General features: G+C 39.4%; 20 protein-coding genes. 5 read left to right on the top strand and 15 right to left on the bottom strand.

Annotation, left to right across the window (positions count from 1 at the left end; all coding sequences use genetic code 11):
• Positions 1–45: 45 nt before the first annotated feature.
• Positions 46–1227 (bottom strand): CaiB/BaiF CoA transferase family protein, encoded by a 1182-nt coding sequence (locus tag ABOA58_RS07465; RefSeq protein WP_283867348.1) that lies wholly within the window; start codon positions 1225–1227, stop codon positions 46–48.
• A 20-nt stretch (positions 1228–1247) separates the two neighbouring features.
• The gene (locus ABOA58_RS07460; RefSeq protein ID WP_350301823.1) at positions 1248–2420 is read right to left on the bottom strand and encodes an acyl-CoA dehydrogenase family protein; all 1173 of its coding nucleotides are present in this window, start codon (positions 2418–2420) and stop codon (positions 1248–1250) included.
• Between the two features lie 189 nt (positions 2421–2609).
• Between ABOA58_RS07460 and ABOA58_RS07455 the strand changes: the two genes are divergently transcribed.
• The 3 genes from ABOA58_RS07455 to ABOA58_RS07445 all read left to right on the top strand — a co-directional run bounded on the left by ABOA58_RS07455 (position 2610) and on the right by ABOA58_RS07445 (position 4815).
• The gene (locus ABOA58_RS07455; protein ID WP_350301822.1) at positions 2610–3518 is read left to right on the top strand and encodes a LysR family transcriptional regulator; all 909 of its coding nucleotides are present in this window, start codon (positions 2610–2612) and stop codon (positions 3516–3518) included.
• A 149-nt stretch (positions 3519–3667) separates the two neighbouring features.
• On the top strand, positions 3668–3814 hold the full coding sequence (locus ABOA58_RS07450) for a hypothetical protein (RefSeq protein WP_350301821.1): 147 nt from the start codon (positions 3668–3670) through the stop codon (positions 3812–3814).
• An 833-nt stretch (positions 3815–4647) separates the two neighbouring features.
• A complete protein-coding gene (locus ABOA58_RS07445) occupies positions 4648–4815 on the top strand; it encodes a hypothetical protein (RefSeq protein WP_164855016.1) in 168 nt (55 codons plus the stop codon).
• Positions 4816–4936: 121 nt separating this feature from the next.
• Here the strand turns inward: ABOA58_RS07445 and cspC are convergent, their stop codons facing one another.
• Entirely contained in the window at positions 4937–5137 is a 201-nt protein-coding gene (gene cspC, locus ABOA58_RS07440) for a cold shock protein CspC (protein WP_034314312.1), read from the bottom strand.
• Positions 5138–5427: 290 nt separating this feature from the next.
• Here cspC and ABOA58_RS07435 point away from each other — a divergent pair, with 290 nt between their 5' ends.
• On the top strand, positions 5428–5688 hold the full coding sequence (locus tag ABOA58_RS07435) for a hypothetical protein (protein WP_350301820.1): 261 nt from the start codon (positions 5428–5430) through the stop codon (positions 5686–5688).
• Positions 5689–5722: 34 nt separating this feature from the next.
• Here ABOA58_RS07435 and ABOA58_RS07430 read toward each other — a convergent pair whose 3' ends face one another.
• The 3 genes from ABOA58_RS07430 to ABOA58_RS07420 all read right to left on the bottom strand — a co-directional run bounded on the left by ABOA58_RS07430 (position 5723) and on the right by ABOA58_RS07420 (position 7813).
• Positions 5723–6331 carry a YdcF family protein gene (locus ABOA58_RS07430; RefSeq protein WP_350301819.1) on the bottom strand — a complete coding sequence of 203 codons (609 nt, stop codon included), beginning with the start codon at positions 6329–6331 and terminating at the stop codon, positions 5723–5725.
• A gap of 90 nt (positions 6332–6421) precedes the next feature.
• Positions 6422–7207 carry a serine hydrolase gene (locus ABOA58_RS07425; protein WP_350301818.1) on the bottom strand — a complete coding sequence of 262 codons (786 nt, stop codon included), beginning with the start codon at positions 7205–7207 and terminating at the stop codon, positions 6422–6424.
• A 438-nt stretch (positions 7208–7645) separates the two neighbouring features.
• Positions 7646–7813: a YezD family protein gene (locus tag ABOA58_RS07420; RefSeq protein ID WP_350301817.1), complete on the bottom strand. Its 168-nt coding sequence runs from the start codon at positions 7811–7813 to the stop codon at positions 7646–7648.
• A gap of 520 nt (positions 7814–8333) precedes the next feature.
• On the opposite strand from ABOA58_RS07420, the gene ABOA58_RS07415 reads away from it, so the two are divergent.
• Positions 8334–9722, top strand: a complete 1389-nt coding sequence (locus ABOA58_RS07415) for an amino acid permease (protein WP_350301816.1) — start codon at positions 8334–8336, stop codon at positions 9720–9722.
• A gap of 40 nt (positions 9723–9762) precedes the next feature.
• Here the strand turns inward: ABOA58_RS07415 and ABOA58_RS07410 are convergent, their stop codons facing one another.
• The 9 genes from ABOA58_RS07410 to nadD form a co-directional block, all read right to left on the bottom strand.
• Positions 9763–10737 (bottom strand): aldose 1-epimerase, encoded by a 975-nt coding sequence (locus tag ABOA58_RS07410; protein ID WP_350301815.1) that lies wholly within the window; start codon positions 10735–10737, stop codon positions 9763–9765.
• 237 nt (positions 10738–10974) lie between these two features.
• The gene (locus ABOA58_RS07405; protein ID WP_076366987.1) at positions 10975–11274 is read right to left on the bottom strand and encodes a YxcD family protein; all 300 of its coding nucleotides are present in this window, start codon (positions 11272–11274) and stop codon (positions 10975–10977) included.
• A complete protein-coding gene (locus ABOA58_RS07400) occupies positions 11262–11696 on the bottom strand; it encodes a hypothetical protein (RefSeq protein ID WP_350302816.1) in 435 nt (144 codons plus the stop codon). Before ABOA58_RS07400 ends, ABOA58_RS07405 begins: the two co-directional genes overlap by 13 nt.
• 196 nt (positions 11697–11892) lie before the next feature.
• Complete coding sequence (locus ABOA58_RS07395; protein ID WP_350301814.1) at positions 11893–13269, bottom strand: PcsB-like coiled-coil domain-containing protein; 1377 nt, start codon at positions 13267–13269, stop codon at positions 11893–11895.
• 513 nt (positions 13270–13782) lie between these two features.
• Complete coding sequence (locus ABOA58_RS07390; protein ID WP_350301813.1) at positions 13783–14847, bottom strand: sulfate/molybdate ABC transporter ATP-binding protein; 1065 nt, start codon at positions 14845–14847, stop codon at positions 13783–13785.
• A gap of 10 nt (positions 14848–14857) precedes the next feature.
• Positions 14858–15742, bottom strand: a complete 885-nt coding sequence (cysW, locus tag ABOA58_RS07385; RefSeq protein ID WP_350301812.1) for a sulfate ABC transporter permease subunit CysW — start codon at positions 15740–15742, stop codon at positions 14858–14860.
• Between the two features lie 10 nt (positions 15743–15752).
• Positions 15753–16592, bottom strand: coding sequence for a sulfate ABC transporter permease subunit CysT (gene cysT / locus ABOA58_RS07380; protein ID WP_350301811.1), 840 nt, complete (start codon positions 16590–16592; stop codon positions 15753–15755).
• Between the two features lie 67 nt (positions 16593–16659).
• Complete coding sequence (locus ABOA58_RS07375) at positions 16660–17691, bottom strand: sulfate ABC transporter substrate-binding protein (RefSeq protein ID WP_350301810.1); 1032 nt, start codon at positions 17689–17691, stop codon at positions 16660–16662.
• 255 nt (positions 17692–17946) lie between these two features.
• Positions 17947–18600 carry a nicotinate (nicotinamide) nucleotide adenylyltransferase gene (nadD, locus tag ABOA58_RS07370; protein WP_350301809.1) on the bottom strand — a complete coding sequence of 218 codons (654 nt, stop codon included), beginning with the start codon at positions 18598–18600 and terminating at the stop codon, positions 17947–17949.
• Between the last annotated feature and the right edge of the window lie 205 nt (positions 18601–18805).

The following is an 18805-nucleotide window of genomic DNA, read 5'->3' as shown; positions in this document are numbered from 1 at the left end:
ATAAAATACCCCTTCCTATTAAAATTCGAAAATGATAAATTGAAATTAACTTTTGATTTTCGTAATATTTTTAGCGACTAAATCATGTATAAATTCTTTTTGGTAGCCTAAATTCCCGAGTATTTCCTCAGTATGCTGTCCCAACTGCGGGGCAGTGTTACGATACACGTCAAGCCTGGTTGAGAAAAGTGCGGGAAACCCCACTTGGTATTCTAAATCGCCCGTTTCAGGGTTGACCATCTCCCCGATAATACCCCGTTCTCTGAAATGCCTGTTATTGAACACATCATTCGCATTTTGGACGGGCGCCCAAGGAATATCGTTTACAGTTAAGAGACTTTCCCAGTAATGTAATGGTTTTGATAGAAAGATCCCTTTCAAGAGAAAATGGAGTTCCACCTTTTTTTTCATTCTTATTATTGGATTTTTCCATTGGTCAATGGCTATACTTGGAAACTCTTCCTGAAGGGATTCTATCAGGTTTCTCCAAAATTTATCTTCATTCATCCCAAGAGTTAGCCATTGCTTGTCCTTCGTTTCATACATATCATTTCCTGGCATCACCAAATGAAACTCTTCTTTGGATAGCACAGCCCCATCCTTTACCAAGTAAGGAAGGAACATTCCGACCCATGAAGCCATGACATCAGTCATAGCCACATCTATATACCGACCTACCTTCGAACTTTGTAATTCATGTAGTGCACTAAGAATAGAAAGAGCAGCCATAAGACCGCCTGCAAAGTCAGAAACCCGGGTCGCAGGTCTCCCCGTAGGGAACTCCATTTGGGATGGAATACCAACCATTCCGGCCATGGCTAAATAGTTCAAATCATGTCCCGGACGATCTTTATACGGTCCCGTTTGCCCAAAACCAGATAACGAGCAATAGATGATACGCGGATTTACCGCTTTAATGTCTTTATAGCCAAGCCCCAAACGATTCATCACCCCCGGGCGGAATCCTTCTACGATGACATCCGCTTCTTGAGAAAGTGTAAGAAATAGTTCTCTTCCCTTCGGGTGTTTTAAATCAAGGGCAACCGATTTCTTATTTCGATTAAGGATGTTGAACAATGAGGCTGATTTTCTAGTTGCATCGCCATGTTCCGTGTCTTCAATTTTAATCACATCCATTCCCAAATCGCCTAGCAGCATCGTGCAATAAGGTCCAGGTAATAAACGAGTTAAATCTAGCACTTTAATTTTTTTTTGATATTCAGACAAAATACTCACACCTTCTTCTCTTATTTCTTCAGCAATTCTTTGGCAATAGTGTTTTTCTGAATTTCGGATGTACCAGTTAGAATCCTAAACATCCGTACGTCTCTATACATTTTCTCGACTGGGTGCCCTTTCATTAACCCTTGCCCGCCAAAGATTTGAACGGCTTTATCTGCAACTCGATTGGCGACCTCTGAGGAAAAAACTTTAACCATGGATGAAGCCCCTTTCACATCTTCACCGTTATCAATCTTTTCGATTACATCGTAGAGCATGCTACGTGCGGCGTAAATTTCAGTCGCCATCTCCGCTAACATATGTTGAATTGCTTGAAATTCCCCAATCGGTCGACCGAACTGAACCCGATGCTTGGCATGCTCAATGGATAAGTTTAGAAGCCGCTGAGCCACGCCGAGGTAGGTAGCCCCCCACGAGGCTCGGTTTTCATTTATCCTGCTGAGTCCCAGCAACAAACCCTTGCCCGGTTCACCGAGAATATTGGAAGATGGGACTCGACAATGATTAAAGATAAGCTCCGCTGTACTCCGTTCTCCGGAAATCGGTACTTGAATTTCCCCTAATTCAAAACCTGACTTTCCCTGCAATTTTTTCTCCACAATAAACGCGGTAACTCTTTCACCGCCTTCCTCAACGATCTCTTTGGCAATCACAATGGCCCAATCTGCATAAGGGGCTGCGCTAATAAAATGCTTTTTACCCTGTAAAATGTAGTCATCACCGTCTCGTACTGCCGTCGTTTGAATTGCTTTAGCATCTGATCCCGCCTCGGGTTCAGACAACGCAAAACAACATCCCGCTTCTGCATTGATAACAGGCATTACATACTTTTCTCTTTGTTCCGGGGAAAATACCTTTAACATTTTACCGATTCGCAAAGGTCCTCCAATTTCACCTAATATGTGCCCCCAAAGAACCGCACCGGATTTTGTCAATTCCTCCTTCAAGACACATAGCCCTTTCAGATTAAGTAATTGTCCTCCTAATTCTTTAGGAAGGCTGATTCCGTAAAACCCTAACTCCTTAGATCTCTTTCTTACCCACTGGATATGTTCCATCGGAATTTCTTTTTCTGAGTCAATTTCGTTTTCTCTCTCAAACGGCAACAACTCGTTGTAAATGAAATAAAGCAGCTTATCTCGTAAACTCTCTTCATTCTCGCTTTGTACATCCTGCATACTTTTACTCCTTTCATTCTTAAGTTTCAGAGGAACCGAAAACGCTTTCAACTGTTTTTTTAACCGATCCCAATTATAGATTGAATAATTTTAATATTCTAAATCTATTTTATATATGGTTATAAATAATGTAAAATGGCTATATATCATATTTACTTGAAGGAAATTCATATAAAGGAGTAAAAATTTATGCATATTGAACAATTAAAATATATTGTTGAAGTGACTAAAACACGTTCTATTTCCATCGCTGCACAAAATCTTCATGTTTCTCAGTCTACAATTAGTAAGGCTATTACCAATTTAGAACAAGAATTAGGAATTAATTTGTTTACACGTTCACGGTTAGGCGCTATACCGACAGCTGAAGGCAAAAACATCATAAAAAAAGCGTATGAAATTGTAGTTAAACTACATGAAATACAAGAAGAATCGCAAGCGCAAACATCCTTAATAAATGGAGAAATACATCTATCTGCCAGCGCCAGCTTCTTCACGCCAATTTTACTCAAATCATTATCAAACTTCAAAAAAGACTATCCCAACTTCCGTATTGTCATGACGGAAAAAAAATCACCAAAAATTATTGAAGATGTTTTAAAAGGTAAGATTGACTTTGGATTAGCGATGATCGATGAAATTGATTGGGATGCTCATGAAGAGTTAGTTTTCGAAACACTATTAGAAGGGGAAATAATGGTATGTGTTAATAAGCATTCTCCATTGGCATTCAGTGACTATTTAACTCCTGAGGAATTAATCAACGAAACAGTAGTTATGTATGATGGGGGAAGATGGAAAGATTCCATTTCTCTATTTATGAATAGATACGGCCCCATGAATATTTTATTTACTTCAAACAATACTGAAGTCATCAAAAAAGCCGTTTCAGAAGAATTGGCGATTAGCTTTTTGATGGATATAGCACTAAAAGATGATCATTATGTTAAAAGTGGAGAAATTATCCCAATACCTTTAAAAAATTTCGATTCCAACCGCCGATCCTTCGGATGGGTACGATCAAAGAAAAAACATTTTTCTTTTGCAACCAGAGAGTTTTTAAAATGCATAAAATTACATATCTCCAAATTAGAATGAGGTACCAAGCACAGCTCGTCAATTGCCTGTTAAAATTACATCAAAATTCCAAAAACAACAATCTCCTGAGAACCCATTACAATTAATTGGTTACAGTAACTATAACTTGTACAGGTAAGGAATCCATTGAGAAGACATGAATGTGAAGTATGACAGCATTTGATGGAATTGATGTTATTGATGAAGAATTGATTTGTAATACAGTTACAGAAAAACTTAATCATACATATGCATCAAGTTATATAGAAGCACTTAAAATAATTCAAGATGTTGAAGGAGAAGAAAAACTAGCATAATACATAATCATTTACCCATGTTATCAATTAAGGTAGCATGGGGCTTTTCATTGTCATAAAGTGCTGGAGGTAAATAGTATCAAAACCCTTTCTTAAATGCAAAAGGTGTTTTGATGTTCCACTTTTGAATGTAAGGAGCGGAGCAACGAAGTTTCAGAGGCTAGAGAACAGAACTCTAATACGCTTATCATCACAAATAGCACTTTGAGTGTGGGAGTGGAAGTGCTACTCATTAAATATAAAAATGAGACCATGGTTTTGGTGAAAATCACCCCCGATCAAGAAACACAATGATTCCATACTATTTATTTGTATTCCAAATTAATAAGGAATACAAATAAGCCTCTCTCTAAGTTTGGGAGAGGCTTATTTGTAAGGGAACTTTATTAACTGTTTAGGCTGATTATAACTGTACTTTCTCTGGTCACGCAGTGGTCACATGTGGTCACAGAAAAGTAGTTTTTTTACAATCCATTTTTATCCTTTTATTCAAAAACTACAAAACCCTTATATATCAACGTTTCCAGCCTACATCGACGGCATCAAACAGGACGGCACTTCAGAACCTGTTTTCCGTAATGGGGATTGGGCTTTTTAATTAATCGGCATTAAGCGTCATCACTTGAAAACCTTCTGATCATAGCCACGTGAATCCTGTAATATTAGGGAACATGTGGCTGTTTTTTCATTCACAGTTAAACAATCACCATTAGGCTTTTAGCTTTTGTCCAGCAAACTGAATGACATGGCATGCCCCTTTTTATCATTGGAATATCTTGAACACATCTTTCACTGCCAAATATGTTATACTATTATTAAAGAGGGTGGCTAAATTGAAAAGCAATAAGTATAATACTGGTGAAACAGTAACTATTCAGGATACTAATGAATCAGTAACCATTAATAAATGGGCATATGTAAAAAACATGAAAAGATATTCTTATACTGTTAAAGAACATCCGACTACTTTTTTCTTTGAGGAAGAATTAAAAAAAGCTTAATGACAAGTCACTAAAAACCTACTCAGTCAGAGTGGGATTTTTTTTGCTTTCATTTTTTAGCACAATAAAAAACAGACTCCCGAGGAAGCCTGTTCATATAGGTTACGATTTAATTTTAAAATTAAGCTTTTTGAACGTTAGCAGCTTGAGCTCCACGTGCACCTTGCTCAACTTCGAAAGTTACTTTTTGACCTTCGTCTAAAGATTTGAAGCCTTCGCTTTGGATAGCTGAGAAATGTACGAATACATCGTCTCCGTTTTCGCGTTCGATAAATCCAAAACCTTTTTCTGCATTAAACCATTTAACTGTACCTTGTTCCATTGTTGTTGCCTCCTAGTGCATAACACACATTGTATTACTATTTTTAATCATTTGGAAAATAACGAGTATCCTCTTCCACAACCAAAAACAATTCTTTATTAGATTAACATGAATTGATGCAGATAGCAAATTTTCGAGTGATATTTTAAGTTGGCTTCACATTCTTTTTGACTTGCTATTTTCTTTATTTATCCAATTTAATGATTCAGATAGTAATTAATGGGTATATCAGAGTAATAAGAAACCGTACGATTTTCATTTTTAAGAATGATCAACAAGGAGGCCACTCAATGAAATATTACAAAGTTTCTAATAGCGGTTTTGACAGTAAGGTTATTGTAGCCTATAGCGGGTATGAGGCACTCGGGTATTATTTAATGGAAATCGATGATCAACTTGGTTTTGTTGATGATATAGATGTGGAAGAAGTGGATGCTGATGAACGAGTCGAGATTTCCCATACCGGGTATCCCGTTTATAAAACACTAAAGGAGCTATATCAAGAGAAAGATTTTTGGGAAGTTCCTAATGTTGTCGTGGAAGTCGAATAATGAAAGCACCACACATCTTTAAAAGAATTCCAATTTACCTCCCAATCAACTCGGTCAAATAGTATTTGGTAATTGCCAGATATTCACGGGTATATGATTTCAATAGTGACACTTTTGGTGTCTTTGCCGGCATTCCTTTTATGTCCAAGCCTTCTCTTTTTGCTATTTCGACTGCCCGGTAGATATGAAAGTCATTACTAACGATCAATCCTGGAGCTGCTGTATCAGGAATGAGTTCTTTTGAGAAAACAATATTTTCCTGAGTTGTTGTAGATTTGTCTTCCATCATGATGCGTGCCTCTTCAATTCCATGGGCGATTAGTCCCTGTTGCATTGCTTTTGCTTCCGATATTTCTTCTCCCGGTCCTTTGCCGCCAGATACAATGGCCACTGTCTGTTTATTAGCCGATAAATATTCTGCAGCTTTATCTATCCTGTATTGTAAGGATAATGATGGCACCGAACCTTTGACCCTTGCTCCAGGAATAATGAGATAATCGGCATGTTCCGGAATTTGCTGGTGAATGGTTTCTTGAATTTTCATGTGCAAAAAACCAAAATACCCCAGTACTGCAATAACGCTAATTACACAAAATTTCTTTAAAGTTTTCCCCCGCTTCTTTTTCTTTTCCTTATATAACATGCTTTCCCACTAACTCCCTCATAACTAAGATCGAAGAGCGGGAAATCATGAAGGACTTCCCGCTCTTCCAAAAATATTGAATTCAACAGCTTATTCTGCAACCATATCATCATATATCAGTTTTCCAATTTTACTGATTACTTGACGGCTTTCTTCCTCTGATTTCATATCTTCAGTAAGAACTGCAGCATAAACAGTTTGTGTTTCTGACCGAATGATTGCACAATCATGGGCAACTCCCCGAATTCCGCCCGTTTTGCTTGCGACCTTGACCCCTCTGCCCATCAGTGATGGAAGTTTATCCCTTAATTGCTGATTGTCAAATACACGCAAGATTCTTTCCTGGCTTTCTTTCGTTAAAAAGTTGCCTGTATGTATGGCTTTTAAGCAGGTAATCGTATCTTCCGCCGATATGGTATTGTCGCGCCCTTCTTTTAGTGCCTTAAAATCCTGCATTTTTCGTTCAAGGACAGTATTTTTCAAACCAAGTTCCTTGATGCATTGATTGATTTCCTCAAAGCCCAGCAGGTTCATCATCATATTCGTGGATGTATTGTCGGAAACGGTTATCATCAATGTCAATAAATCCTCTACGGTTAAAAATACCTTGTTCGATAAGACATGCAGGACCCCGGAACCCCCAGTCACTTCATTAGGCGGGATGGTCACTGGTTGGTTCAAATAGATTTTCTTTTGTTCACTTTGACGATAACCTTCGATGATCATTGGTATTTTGATTAAACTCGCTGATTGAAAGGATTCATTCTCGTGATATCCAATCGTGTCCCCAAGACCATTTTCAATTTTATATGCGATTCTCCCATTAAATGTTTCAACTAATGCCAAGATATCATGTTCTATAGTCTGTAAGGTCATCTATCCCCTGTTCCTCCCTTATATATCATTTAATCCCTTAAAAAAAATACCTTATACCCTAACTTATTCTACCATGTTAAAAGCAGTACAATCTTCTTATAAATTCCAAATTGAATAAATTATTGTATAAAAAAAAGAGCCTTTATATCGAAAGCTCCGAGTTTATTTACAAAAGGGGGTCCGTCTGGATTTTTAAACTAGTTGATTGGAACGGAGGGTGTGAGACTCCTGCGGGAAAAGCGCGTCCAAGGGAGACCCCACAGGCGCCAAGAGCGCCGAGGAGGCTCCCGGACCGCCCGCGGAAAGCGAGTGCCTGGAGAGGAAATCAACGATCATATTTTACACTCCCTCAAAAAAAACGTAGGCAATCTTAATTATTATCGATTTTGTCTACAGTTTAAGAGCCTTCATATCGAAAGCTCCCTCAATAACTATTATTCATCTGGCATTAACTGCCCGGCTCTTCGCTAATGGGAATCGTTTCTTCTCGGTTGTATCCACCTGTGTGATTTTACCATCATGTACGGTTATTAAAACTGATCCATATTGCAGATCTTCCAAGCTTGAAATGATATGCATGATTTTCAATTCTTCTTTCTTTTCCATAATATCTCTCCCCTTCACTACTGGTAATAAAGCTTCGTTTCATGCCTAATGTTAAAAGTGATCTCATGAAAAGCGCAGGTGCTTCCCACTTTCAATGTTTTCTTGAGGAACTTGGTTTACCTATCATATCCTCATCACTTTACTTTCCGAATAAGAATAACCAGTTAATAGGAACTCCATATTCCCCTCCCCTCACTATAAATAAAAGGCACCCGCCATCTAATTAGATTAGATGTAAGGGTGCCTTTAGTTGACTAATCGGCAATATTCGGGATGCTTATCTTATAGAAAAATACGATTCAAGCAACAAACCATATTATTCTTACCAACTAACTTGGTATTTACTAATATAATCCATTTTTCTCCCATTGTCAATATTGCGTTTAAATTTTCTGATTAGTCTGCGTTTTACATTTTACTTATTTACCACTTTACCAAACTAAACTATTTGAGATATACTATTTTAGTATAAGTTGTCGGTATAAACACACATATTGTATATAAGAAAGGTTCGATATAAATGGTAAATAAAAAATGGGGTTTATTGATTTTGACCACATTCGTAATTGGAAATATGGTCGGCGGCGGAATTTTTATGCTCCCTGCTCAATTAGCACAGGTATCCAGTCCATTAGGGGCGACATTGGCATGGATTGTTACTGGACTGGGAGTTTTTCTAATAGCTTTAGTGTTTGGTAACCTGGCAGTCCGGAAACCGGATTTGAAGGCTGGACCGCAAAGTTATGCCCAATCATTATTTAAATCTCCTGCTAAAGGAAGGGTTTCAGGGTATAGCATGGCTTGGGGCTATTGGGCTGCGAATTGGGCTGCGACAGCTTCTGTCATCATCTCATTTGCTGGTTACCTATCAACGTTTTTCCCGGTGATGCATAGTACGAAAGTGATTTATACAGCGGGTTCGTTTCAACTTGAACTAGGTAAAGCATTAACGTTTGCGGTATGTTCCATTGCCCTTTGGGGGATTCAGGCAATCTTGGTAAGAAGTTTTAACAGTGCTGGGAAAATGAATCTTTTTGCTACAGTTACCAAAGTGCTTGGATTCTTATTTTTCATCATTATCACAATATTCATCTTCGACACTTCCAATCTAGGAAACGGAGCTGAATTTTATGATAAGGCGGGTTCAGCCGTCTCTTTAGGTGATCAAGTGAATGCAGCTGCAATTTCAACATTATGGGCCTTCATCGGTATCGAAGCTGCCGTCATGCTTTCAAACCGTGCCAAGTCACAAAATGATGTAAAGAAAGCGACGATTTTTGGTTTACTTATCGCTGTTGCCATTTATATCGGCATTACTTTATTGACGATGGGTGCCATATCACAAGACGAGTTGAAAATATCACAAAAACCGCTTGTTGACGCACTACAAGCGGTAGTTGGTTCAAGCGGCACTTATATAATGGCTGCTCTTGCCGTCATTTCCTTATTGGGATCGACAATCGGATGGATTGTCGTTGCCTCAGAAGTTCCTTACCAGGCAGCGAAATCGGATTTGTTTCCGGCCTATTTTGCGAAAGCAAACAAAAATGGCACACCCGTCCGTTCTATGACAATAACAAATATCATGACACAGATATTCTTATTCTCCACTATTTCGGGTACGATTTTAGAGGCTTATAAATTTTCGATGATCGTCGCTACACTCGCTTACTTGATTCCGTATCTTGCATCCGTTCTGTATCAATTGAAACTGGTCATGACTGGGGAAACCTATGACATCATGAAAGGCTCAAGGGTACGTGATGGAATTATCACCATCCTGGCGTTAATCTACTCGATCTGGGTCATCAAGACAGGTACAGCCGATATGAATACATTCATACTTGGCATTGCCTTATATGTATTCGGAATCGTCCTATACCCACTCTGGATGAGAAAAAAAGCATAACCTTAAACACCTTGGCACAAATAAGTGCCAAGGTGTTTTTTTATATATCCTTTATTGCCAATCTAGTTCTCAGCTGAACAGTTTCACCAGATCTTAACTCCCTCAATCCGGTCAATTTTGCTGACAAATCCAAATTAGGAGCATTCGTTACCCATGTATATGGTTCAGGACAGACGAACCCCTCCTGGTTGAATAATACCCAAAACATAAAATGTTGATCGGCATGATAGATGACATGTATGCCAGCCTCTTGGTCAGTGAGAATGCACTCGTTTTCGAGGGCTCTTTCCTCATCATAGCCAAATAGGTCATCAAACAGCCGGCCCTCCAAGCTAAAGCCGTTTTGGATTTCCATTGTATCGGCCGTTTCATGAATTGCACCAGTGGGCAATGACCTTTCATTCAACTCCCAATGTTTATTGACGGGAAGAGATATTCTGCAATCCTCCAATTTCCCCCCTGGTCCAAATGGAAAATTGAATACAGTATGATAGCCTGCCCCCCACGGAAAGGGTTCAATGCCCTTGTTGGTGATTTCCAATTTTATATCCAATGTTTCAGCCCTTAAAGATAAAGACATATTCACAGTGATATCTTGTGGAAAGCTATCTTTTAGATCAAATTCACTGCTTGAAAATTCAGTATTAATGACGATTTCTTTCCCGTTCACTTCCTTTTTGCAGACTTGCCAAGGCTTGTCATGTAAAAAACCATGTATATGATTGAATTTTCCCCTTTCATTGACCGGAAACCTATACTCAGTCCCCTTATATGTAAATTGACCACCTTCAATCCGATTAGGAGGAAACAGGATAGGCATTCCGTATAAAATGGGAGCTTTTTTATACTCTTCCAGACTAACCGGAGTTCGCAGCACCTCAATATCCTTATGCTTGTACTTAAGCGAAAGCAGATTGCTTCCTAAAGATGGCGCAAGTATCGCTTCCACTTTTTCATTGCCGAACTTTATGGCCTTTTCATTTAAAAAAGTGATATCTTCTATGTAACCTGTCACTTATTCTCCTCCTTTGACTTGAACATATATCCATCCTACTTCCGCAGACCATTTTTTGCAACAAATGGAAAATATAATTCGTTATAATCTATCTGTATTTAACAAATGTGTTGGTAATCTAGCATTTTGCTTTGTTTGCTTTACTATTTTTCTATTTCTCTTTTATCTTTTTCCTTCGCCCGATCAAGTTGTACCTCATTAAATAAAAAAAGGATGCCGTTACGGCATCCTTTTTACTTATCTATTACTTTCACTTACTAAAGCCACTATGCCTTCTTCATCATCCAAAACAAGTTCAATACCCGAGTATGGATCTTTATTCATATATTCATCTAGCCATAAGCGAAGCGCTTCTATCAAGTTGATGGTAATTAACACTTGTTTCCGGCCATCGACAAACGCTTCCGCCGAAAAGCCATAATCATCATCATACATTAACTCGACTTCCACCTCATTGGGCTGTACCTGCTTTTTACGGGCAATGTAAACACAAACCGCATTGATGATATCTTGTTCGGATATCTTTAGCCTCTCCATGGGTTTGTATCCTCTTTCTTCTTCTTATCTTTGAAATATGTGAATATCTTACGGATTACAACGATTAATACCACAACCGCCAACACGTTGATTAATAGACCAAGTATAGAACCAAGCATTCCCATATTGGCGAATAGGCTTCCAAAAAGTAAACCAGCCAGTCCACCTAGCATAATTCCTTTCATTAAGCCGCCTTTTGCGAATGTGTTTCCACTCTTAGCTTTATTGGCAGTAGTAGCATCGGACTTCTTCGTTTCTTTATTTTGGAAATTCGAATTATTATTGTTGTTGCTGTTAAAGCTTCTTTTGCCTGACTTGTAACCCCTTGCATCGACTGATTCCGCATGATCCTGGAATACGTAAGTGCCGACTGGCGAGAATGCTAGTGTAATTGTAAGTAATGCAGCCATAAATTTTTTCATCATGTTTTTTTGCCTCCGTTTATAGTATGGAATGATGTTTCTTTATATGTTTTCCCAGAGTTACTGAAGTCCACATCACCTATCCTTGTTTTATCTTATAGTATTTACGTTGAAATTCAAAATAAGTTTCATTTTTTTCGATTTTTTTTCAAAAAAATAAGCAGGGGCATTTTCTCCCCTGCTTATTATTGAACTATTAGTTTACACGAACGACACGGCCGTTGAATACACCTGCCCAATATCCGCTTTCCATATTGGCGATTGCAACACCTGTTGAACTTTGGGAACCGATAAATTTGCCGCCGCCGACATAAATACCGACATGCCCATCAGTTTTATAGGTATTGAAGAACACTAAATCTCCAGGTTGTATTTGGCTCTTAGATACTTGACGTCCTGCATTTTTCAATGCATCCGTACTTGCTGGAAGGTTAACACCAGCTTGTTTATAAGCCCATGCAACGAATCCTGAACAATCGAAAAGACCGTTAGCAATATCGGATGCCGTTCTTCCGCCACCAAATTTATATGTGGAGTTACCGATATATTTATAACCTGCTGTAATGGCAGAGCCTGTATTTGCACTGCTTGGCTTGCTTGATGTTTCAGTTTTACTGGCTGCAGGTTTAGCAGCAGAACTGTTTTTAGATGAATTTGAAGATGATTCACCTTTAGATGAGCTTTTTGCCGAAGCTTCGCCTTTAGAAGAACTTGATGATTCTTCGTTAGAAGAGCTTGATGATTCTTCACTGGAAGAATTTGAAGTACTCACTTCTTCAGCAGCACGGTCAAGATCTGCTTTCTCTGCTGCTTTACGTTCTTCCTCTTTTTTGATATTTTCACGGATGGATGCAATTTGTGCTTCTAAACCGGCATCTTTATTCTCTAAAGATTGTTTTAGTGCTTCTGTTTCCGATTCCTTCTTTTCAATCTTAGCCTTCATGTTAACAGTTTCAGCTTTTTGATCTTTAATTTGCGATTGCATGCCTTTAAGCTCTACTTCCATATCCTTAAGGCTTTGCAATTTTTTCTCAACGGTCGCTTGTTTTTTTTCTAAGTCAGCTTTATCCGCTTCCTGCTCGCTAAGAATCTGTTGGTCAGCTTCCACGATAGTGGCTACCGCTCCAACACGATTAACGAATTCACCAAAGCTTTTAGAACCTAAAACAACTTCTAGGTACTCAACGTCCCCGCCGCTCTCTTGGAAAGAAAGTGCGCGCTCTTTCAAGACTTCCTCGCGTTTTGCGATTCTTTCTTCCAACGCTTTAATTTCTTTCTTTAAAGAATCTATGTCTTTTTCGGTGTCTTTAATTTCTTGTTTAGTATCTTTGATTTTTTGGTCATTTTCTTTCATTGCCGATTCGATCTGGGCAATTTGGGCATTCATTTTCGATTGTTCTTTTTTCAATTGCTGAATAACTTGTTCTGCCTCTGAAATATCTGATTGTATTCCTGTACGTTGTGATTGAATATCCGTGATAGATTCAGCTTTTACAGACGGTATGGCAAAAGCGCTTCCTAATCCAAGCATAATTGTCGTGTTCAATACGATAAGTTTTTTCTTCAAACTCATTTCCCCTGCTTTCCTCCCCTTGCATTTCCATCGACCCACTTCTTTTTCTCTATGAAAAATACTTAGTCAAAATAAATTGCTGGGAACTCTTCTCTATTTTTTTTACTCTTTATGTAATCTTCTAAGGTTGAGATAATATTAAATACATTTCTTAAACTCTACTATGTTTTCATCTAAGTCGTAGTATATCATCAGATTTTGTCAAATACGTAATAACAATATTACAATTATATTTCAATTTTAACATTAAACATAAAAATTCGACGTTTCCACGTGATAAAACATCCAATATCTTACATAATCACCTTCGTATTTTGATGCAAGACTTTCTATCTAGTGTTTAGCACCAAGGGACCATGGACTATTGGCAGGTAAAAACTCACCACTTTCGAATGCATGGAGGCCCATTTGTAACAGATTGCAGCTCATTTACCCTTCATACGGAAAGTCCGTTAGCATTCCCATAAAAAAAACCGCTCATCAGCGGTTTTTCCGTCAATATTCGACCCATCCTTAAATTCCAGCCATAAAGTCGACAAAAACTTTCAATTCTTTTGGTCGGACGAATACCCTTTCTCCTTTGCTTATTTCCAGATTCAAATATTGTTCTTTCGTCAGTTCGATTTCCAGCGGTTCGTTTGTATCCTGACGAATGACTTCTATCCGGACGATGGGGCCAATTGTATGAATGTGCTCAATTATGGATGCGATCGAATCCTTTTCTGTTGGTTCTCTTTCTATGATAAAGTTATGAGCCCTTACATAACCAGTGCCCGCTCCATCTTCACTGCCCGGGGCATTCATTTCCACATTCCCAGTTACCAATTTCCCTTGGTGAACGTTGCCCTTGAAAAGATTGACACTGCCGAGAAAATCATAAACGAATGGATTTTCCGGGTGATCATATACTTCTTCCGGAGTTCCAATCTGTTCAATTTTCCCTTCATTCATGATTACGACCCGATCAGCAACATCCATCGCCTCTTCCTGATCATGCGTCACGAACACACTTGTAACATTGAATTCATCATGAAGTCTTCTTAGCCAACGCCGAAGTTCTTTGCGAACCTTGGCATCCAATGCCCCGAATGGTTCATCAAGCAAGAGGATATTCGGTTCAACTGCAAGTGCCCTTGCCAATGCGACACGCTGGCGCTGGCCGCCTGATAATTGCGATGGATAACGATCTTTATATCCTTCCAGCTTGACGAGTTGAAGCAATTCGGTAACCTTTTGTGCAATAACTTCTTTACTGGGCCTTATTTTTCTAGGTCGGACCTTTAATCCATAGGCAATATTATCAAAAATGGTCATATTGCGAAAAAGGGCATAATGCTGAAAGACGAAACCCACATTTCGATCTTTTACATGTTTATGCGTGTAATTCTCTTCATTAAAGAGGATCTTTCCGTTCTCAGCTTGTTCAAGACCGGCGATGATACGCAGTAATGACGTTTTTCCTGATCCTGAAGGGCCAAGTAGGGCTACAAGTTCACCGCTTTTTATTTCCAAATCGATGTTCCGAAGTGCTTGATAGGACCCGTAATATTTTGTAACATTTTCAATGATGATACTCATTTCATTCCTCCTACCTCGCTTTGGTTGATTTAAAGTCTGTTTTCCACTCTATGAAGCTTTTAATGATCAAGGTTATGATTGCAAAAATGGACATCAGGGATGCAACGGCAAATGCGGCCGAAAATTGATATTCATTGTATAAGATTTCAATATGAAGCGGCATCGTATTGGTCATGCCCCGTATATGGCCCGATACGACCGATACAGCTCCAAATTCCCCGATTATCCTTGCATTGCAAAGGATGACTCCATATAGAAGTCCCCATTTTATATTGGGAAGCGTCACATACCAAAATGTCTTAAACCCTCCTGCACCCAGCGTGAGTGAGGCCTCTTCTTCAGACGTCCCCTGGCTTTGCATGAGCGGGATCAATTCGCGCGCAATGAATGGGAAGGTGATGAAAATGGAGGCGATGACAATCCCTGGTATTGAAAAGATCACTTTAATGTCAAGAGATTGCAGCAGGGGACCAAGTGTTCCATGCAAGCCGAACAGAAGGACAAAAATCAACCCGGCAATGACGGGCGAAACGGAAAAAGGCAAATCTATCAATGTTATTAAGAAGTTTTTTCCCTTGAAATCATATTTTGTTATGGTCCACGCGGCAACCACTCCAAATATGGCATTGAGTGGCAAGGTGATGAGGACAACGATCAATGTTAACTTAATCGCAGCCACGGCATCAGGGTGGACAATGGCCGCAAAATAAGCTTCGGCACCTTTTTCAAAGGCTTTTACAAAGATCGCGATTAATGGGACAACTAAAAACAAAGTGAGAAATAGCAATACAATGGAAATGAGGATCCACTGTATGGATTTAGGCTCTTTAGTTGCGTTTCTCGTATTAATGACTGGGTGATTCGCATTTACAACAACTGAATTATCATGTTCCATCATATCCCTCCTACTTCCCTGAATATCTTTTGCCGGTCCACCATTGTAAGATATTGATGGTGAATAAGATTATAAATGTAATAATGAGCATGACAGCTGCAACCGCTGTAGCACCTTCATAATCATACTGTTCAAGCTTTGTCATGATGATCAGCGGGGAAATCTCCGTTTTAAACGGCATATTTCCGGCAATGAAGACAACTGATCCATACTCTCCAAGTGCCCTCGCAAAAGAAAGTGCAAAACCCGTCAATATCGCTGGAATCAATTCCGGGAAGATAATTTTAATGAATGTCTGCATTCGATTCGCCCCTAAAGAGGCAGATGCTTCTTCCATCCCTTTTTCGATATTTTCAAGCACCGGTTGAACCATCCGCACCACGAATGGAAGACCGATAAATATTAGGGCGATGATGATCCCTGCGGGAGTGAAAGCGACTTTAAAACTGAAAAATTGCCCGATCCATCCGTTCGGTGAATACAAGGTGGTCAACGTAATCCCTGCCACGGCAGTCGGGAGGGCAAAAGGCAAATCAACCAGTCCATCGATGATCCGTTTGCCGGGAAACTCATAACGAGTAAGCACCCAGGCAATTAACACACCAAAAACTGCGTTCACAAAGGCCGCAGTTAACGCTGTCATGAAACTCAATTTATAAGAAGCGAGAACCCTTGGTTCAGTGATGGTCGCCCAAAAATCCTGGAATCCCATTGAAAATGTGTTTAGAAAAATCATCGATAACGGGATCAATACGATGATGGAGAGATACAGCAGCGTAAAACCCATCGTCAATCCAAAACCGGGTATGGTCCTCTTTTTCGTCTGTTTACCTTCAGTGACTATATTCATCGCTTCGCCTCAACCCTTTTTCTGATTTATGAAGGAGAAGATGTTAAAGTCATCTTCTCCTTCATGCTTATTGCTGTTGATAAATCTCGTCAAATGTGCCACCATCATTAAAATGTGTTTCCTGGGCTTTTTTCCAACCGCCAAACGTATCATCAACAGTCACCATATCGATATTGGCAAATTGGTCTTCATATTCAGCGAGAACCTTCTCATCCCTTGGACGATAGAAGTTTTTCGCGGCAATTTCCTGACCGGCATCCGTATAGAGGTATTCCAGGTAGGCTTCAGCCACTTCCTTTGTTCCTTTTTTCTCGACCACTTCATCGACAACAGCTACCGGTGGCTCTGCTAATATACTGATTGAAGGATTGACGATTTCATATTTGTCATCACCGAATTCTTCCAGTGTTAAATAGGCTTCATTCTCCCAAGCGATTAGTACGTCACCAATTCCCCTTTCCACAAAAGTGGTCGTTGCACCGCGGGCCCCTGAATCCAGGACTTCAACATTCTGATAAAGTTTTTTCATGAAATCCTTCACTTTTGTTTCGTCATTATCGAAATTTTTCTCCGCATAAGCCCAGGCAGCCAAGTAATTCCACCTTGCCCCTCCGCTTGTCTTTGGATTTGGGGTAATGACGGATACATCCTTTTTAATCAGATCATCCCAATCTTTAATGCCTTTAGGGTTATCTTTTTTCACCAAAAACACAATGGTTGATGTGTATGGTGTCGAGTTCTCCGGTAAACGTTTTTGCCAATCCTTCGCTAACAAATTACTAGCTTCATAAATGGCATCAATATCATAAGCCAATGCCAATGTAACGACATCCGCCTCCAATCCATCAATGACTGCCCTGCCCTGTTTACCAGATCCGCCATGTGATTGCTGAATCGTTACATCCTGACCGGATTCTTCTTTCCAGTGCTTCACGAACGCTTCATTGAATTCCTGGTACAATTCCCTTGTCGGATCATATGACACATTCAAAAGCTCGACTGACTTTGATGTCCCGTCGCCTTCCGTTTTTTCCGAGTTGCATCCCGCAAGTACACCGAATGCTAAAATCAAACTTATCAATAACATTACCTTTTTCATGAGCTTCCCCCTTTTTTTACAACAAAAAAGGCATGCTATTTCCCTTTCAATCATTCAGGAGATAGTATGCCTTCAGTTCTCTGATCAGCAAGTATTTTTTTGTATATCATTACCATAAAGCAAAGTTAACCCAGTTGTCAACTAGGTATTGCATGTCCTTTTATTTAAATTCATTCACGTTTTGAAAGTTTAAGAATTCCACCAAACGAAAGGGCTCGATCCAACGGGGAGATCGAGCCCTTTTTTTAATACCTATTATGAATTTGATGCTTTTTGATATAGCTTATTGTCCAAGATATACTGATAACACTGATCAGGCAGTAAATATCTTGGTTCCCCGCCCATCGCGAATTCATCCCTTATATATGTAGAACTGATTTCCATGGAAAGGCCTTTATCAATAAGGTGAAATGTATTGCCATCATCATAATTCCTTAGCAATGGACTTTTGGATATGATTTTCAGCATATCGATCCCATCCCGTGCCATGACGATGAATTTATGATTTGCAATCAGTTTTTCCCTGAATTTCCATCGTAAGTGTACCGGCAACTCCTGATTATCAATATCTTCAAGTAAATCTGCACCCATTATGAAGTAAACTTCGTCCTTTGGAAATCGTGATTTAAAATATTCCATCGTATACCAAGTATATTGTTTACTCGTTCCGGCACGTTCATTAATTTCATAATCACTGACTTCAAATAACGGGTTGCCCCCTATTGCCAGCTTGAGCATTTCCCAACGGTGTTCATTGCTCGTTTTCATCTGTTTATCGATCCGGCCATTTGAGCAAGGTAAAAAAATCACCTTGTCAAGCTTAGCACGATGCGCAATGGTGGATGCTGTCCATAAATGCACATTCGTGACCGGATCGAAGGAAGATCCATAAACTCCAATTTTGCCCATCCTTATATCCCCCTCACCAGTCTTCCTTTTTCACCACGGCCCTGACCGGGCTCCCGTGCCCGGTTTCATAAATCGAGATCATGTTCGATGATTTTTTCCATTTCCATCAAAATGATAGGGAGAATCAATTGAATTCTTAAAGAGTCAGTCTGATTTCCGCTACATTGACAGATGACCCTTCAGCCATTGTGAATTCAGCATATAT

The organism is Peribacillus frigoritolerans (genome assembly GCF_040250305.1).
Lineage (GTDB): Bacteria > Bacillota > Bacilli > Bacillales > DSM-1321 > Peribacillus.
The sequence above is the reverse complement of the archived record's forward strand: the minus strand, read 5'-3'. Positions and strand labels throughout refer to the sequence as shown.

Bases quoted from the DNA above. Each gene is read 5' to 3' on its own strand.
- ABOA58_RS07460 (WP_350301823.1), bottom strand. From the start codon at position 2,420: ATGCAGGATGTACAAAGCGAGAATGAAGAGAGTTTACGAGATAAGCTG.
- ABOA58_RS07455 (WP_350301822.1), top strand. From the start codon at position 2,610: ATGCATATTGAACAATTAAAATATATTGTTGAAGTGACTAAAACACGT.
- ABOA58_RS07450 (WP_350301821.1), top strand. From the start codon at position 3,668: ATGACAGCATTTGATGGAATTGATGTTATTGATGAAGAATTGATTTGT.
- cspC (WP_034314312.1), bottom strand. From the start codon at position 5,137: ATGGAACAAGGTACAGTTAAATGGTTTAATGCAGAAAAAGGTTTTGGA.
- ABOA58_RS07435 (WP_350301820.1), top strand. From the start codon at position 5,428: ATGAAATATTACAAAGTTTCTAATAGCGGTTTTGACAGTAAGGTTATT.
- ABOA58_RS07430 (WP_350301819.1), bottom strand. From the start codon at position 6,331: ATGTTATATAAGGAAAAGAAAAAGAAGCGGGGGAAAACTTTAAAGAAA.
- ABOA58_RS07425 (WP_350301818.1), bottom strand. From the start codon at position 7,207: ATGACCTTACAGACTATAGAACATGATATCTTGGCATTAGTTGAAACA.
- ABOA58_RS07420 (WP_350301817.1), bottom strand. From the start codon at position 7,813: ATGGAAAAGAAAGAAGAATTGAAAATCATGCATATCATTTCAAGCTTG.
- ABOA58_RS07415 (WP_350301816.1), top strand. From the start codon at position 8,334: ATGGTAAATAAAAAATGGGGTTTATTGATTTTGACCACATTCGTAATT.
- ABOA58_RS07405 (WP_076366987.1), bottom strand. From the start codon at position 11,274: ATGGAGAGGCTAAAGATATCCGAACAAGATATCATCAATGCGGTTTGT.
- ABOA58_RS07400 (WP_350302816.1), bottom strand. From the start codon at position 11,696: ATGAAAAAATTTATGGCTGCATTACTTACAATTACACTAGCATTCTCG.
- ABOA58_RS07395 (WP_350301814.1), bottom strand. From the start codon at position 13,269: ATGAGTTTGAAGAAAAAACTTATCGTATTGAACACGACAATTATGCTT.
- ABOA58_RS07390 (WP_350301813.1), bottom strand. From the start codon at position 14,847: ATGAGTATCATCATTGAAAATGTTACAAAATATTACGGGTCCTATCAA.
- cysW (WP_350301812.1), bottom strand. From the start codon at position 15,742: ATGGAACATGATAATTCAGTTGTTGTAAATGCGAATCACCCAGTCATT.
- cysT (WP_350301811.1), bottom strand. From the start codon at position 16,592: ATGAATATAGTCACTGAAGGTAAACAGACGAAAAAGAGGACCATACCC.
- ABOA58_RS07375 (WP_350301810.1), bottom strand. From the start codon at position 17,691: ATGAAAAAGGTAATGTTATTGATAAGTTTGATTTTAGCATTCGGTGTA.
- nadD (WP_350301809.1), bottom strand. From the start codon at position 18,600: ATGGGCAAAATTGGAGTTTATGGATCTTCCTTCGATCCGGTCACGAAT.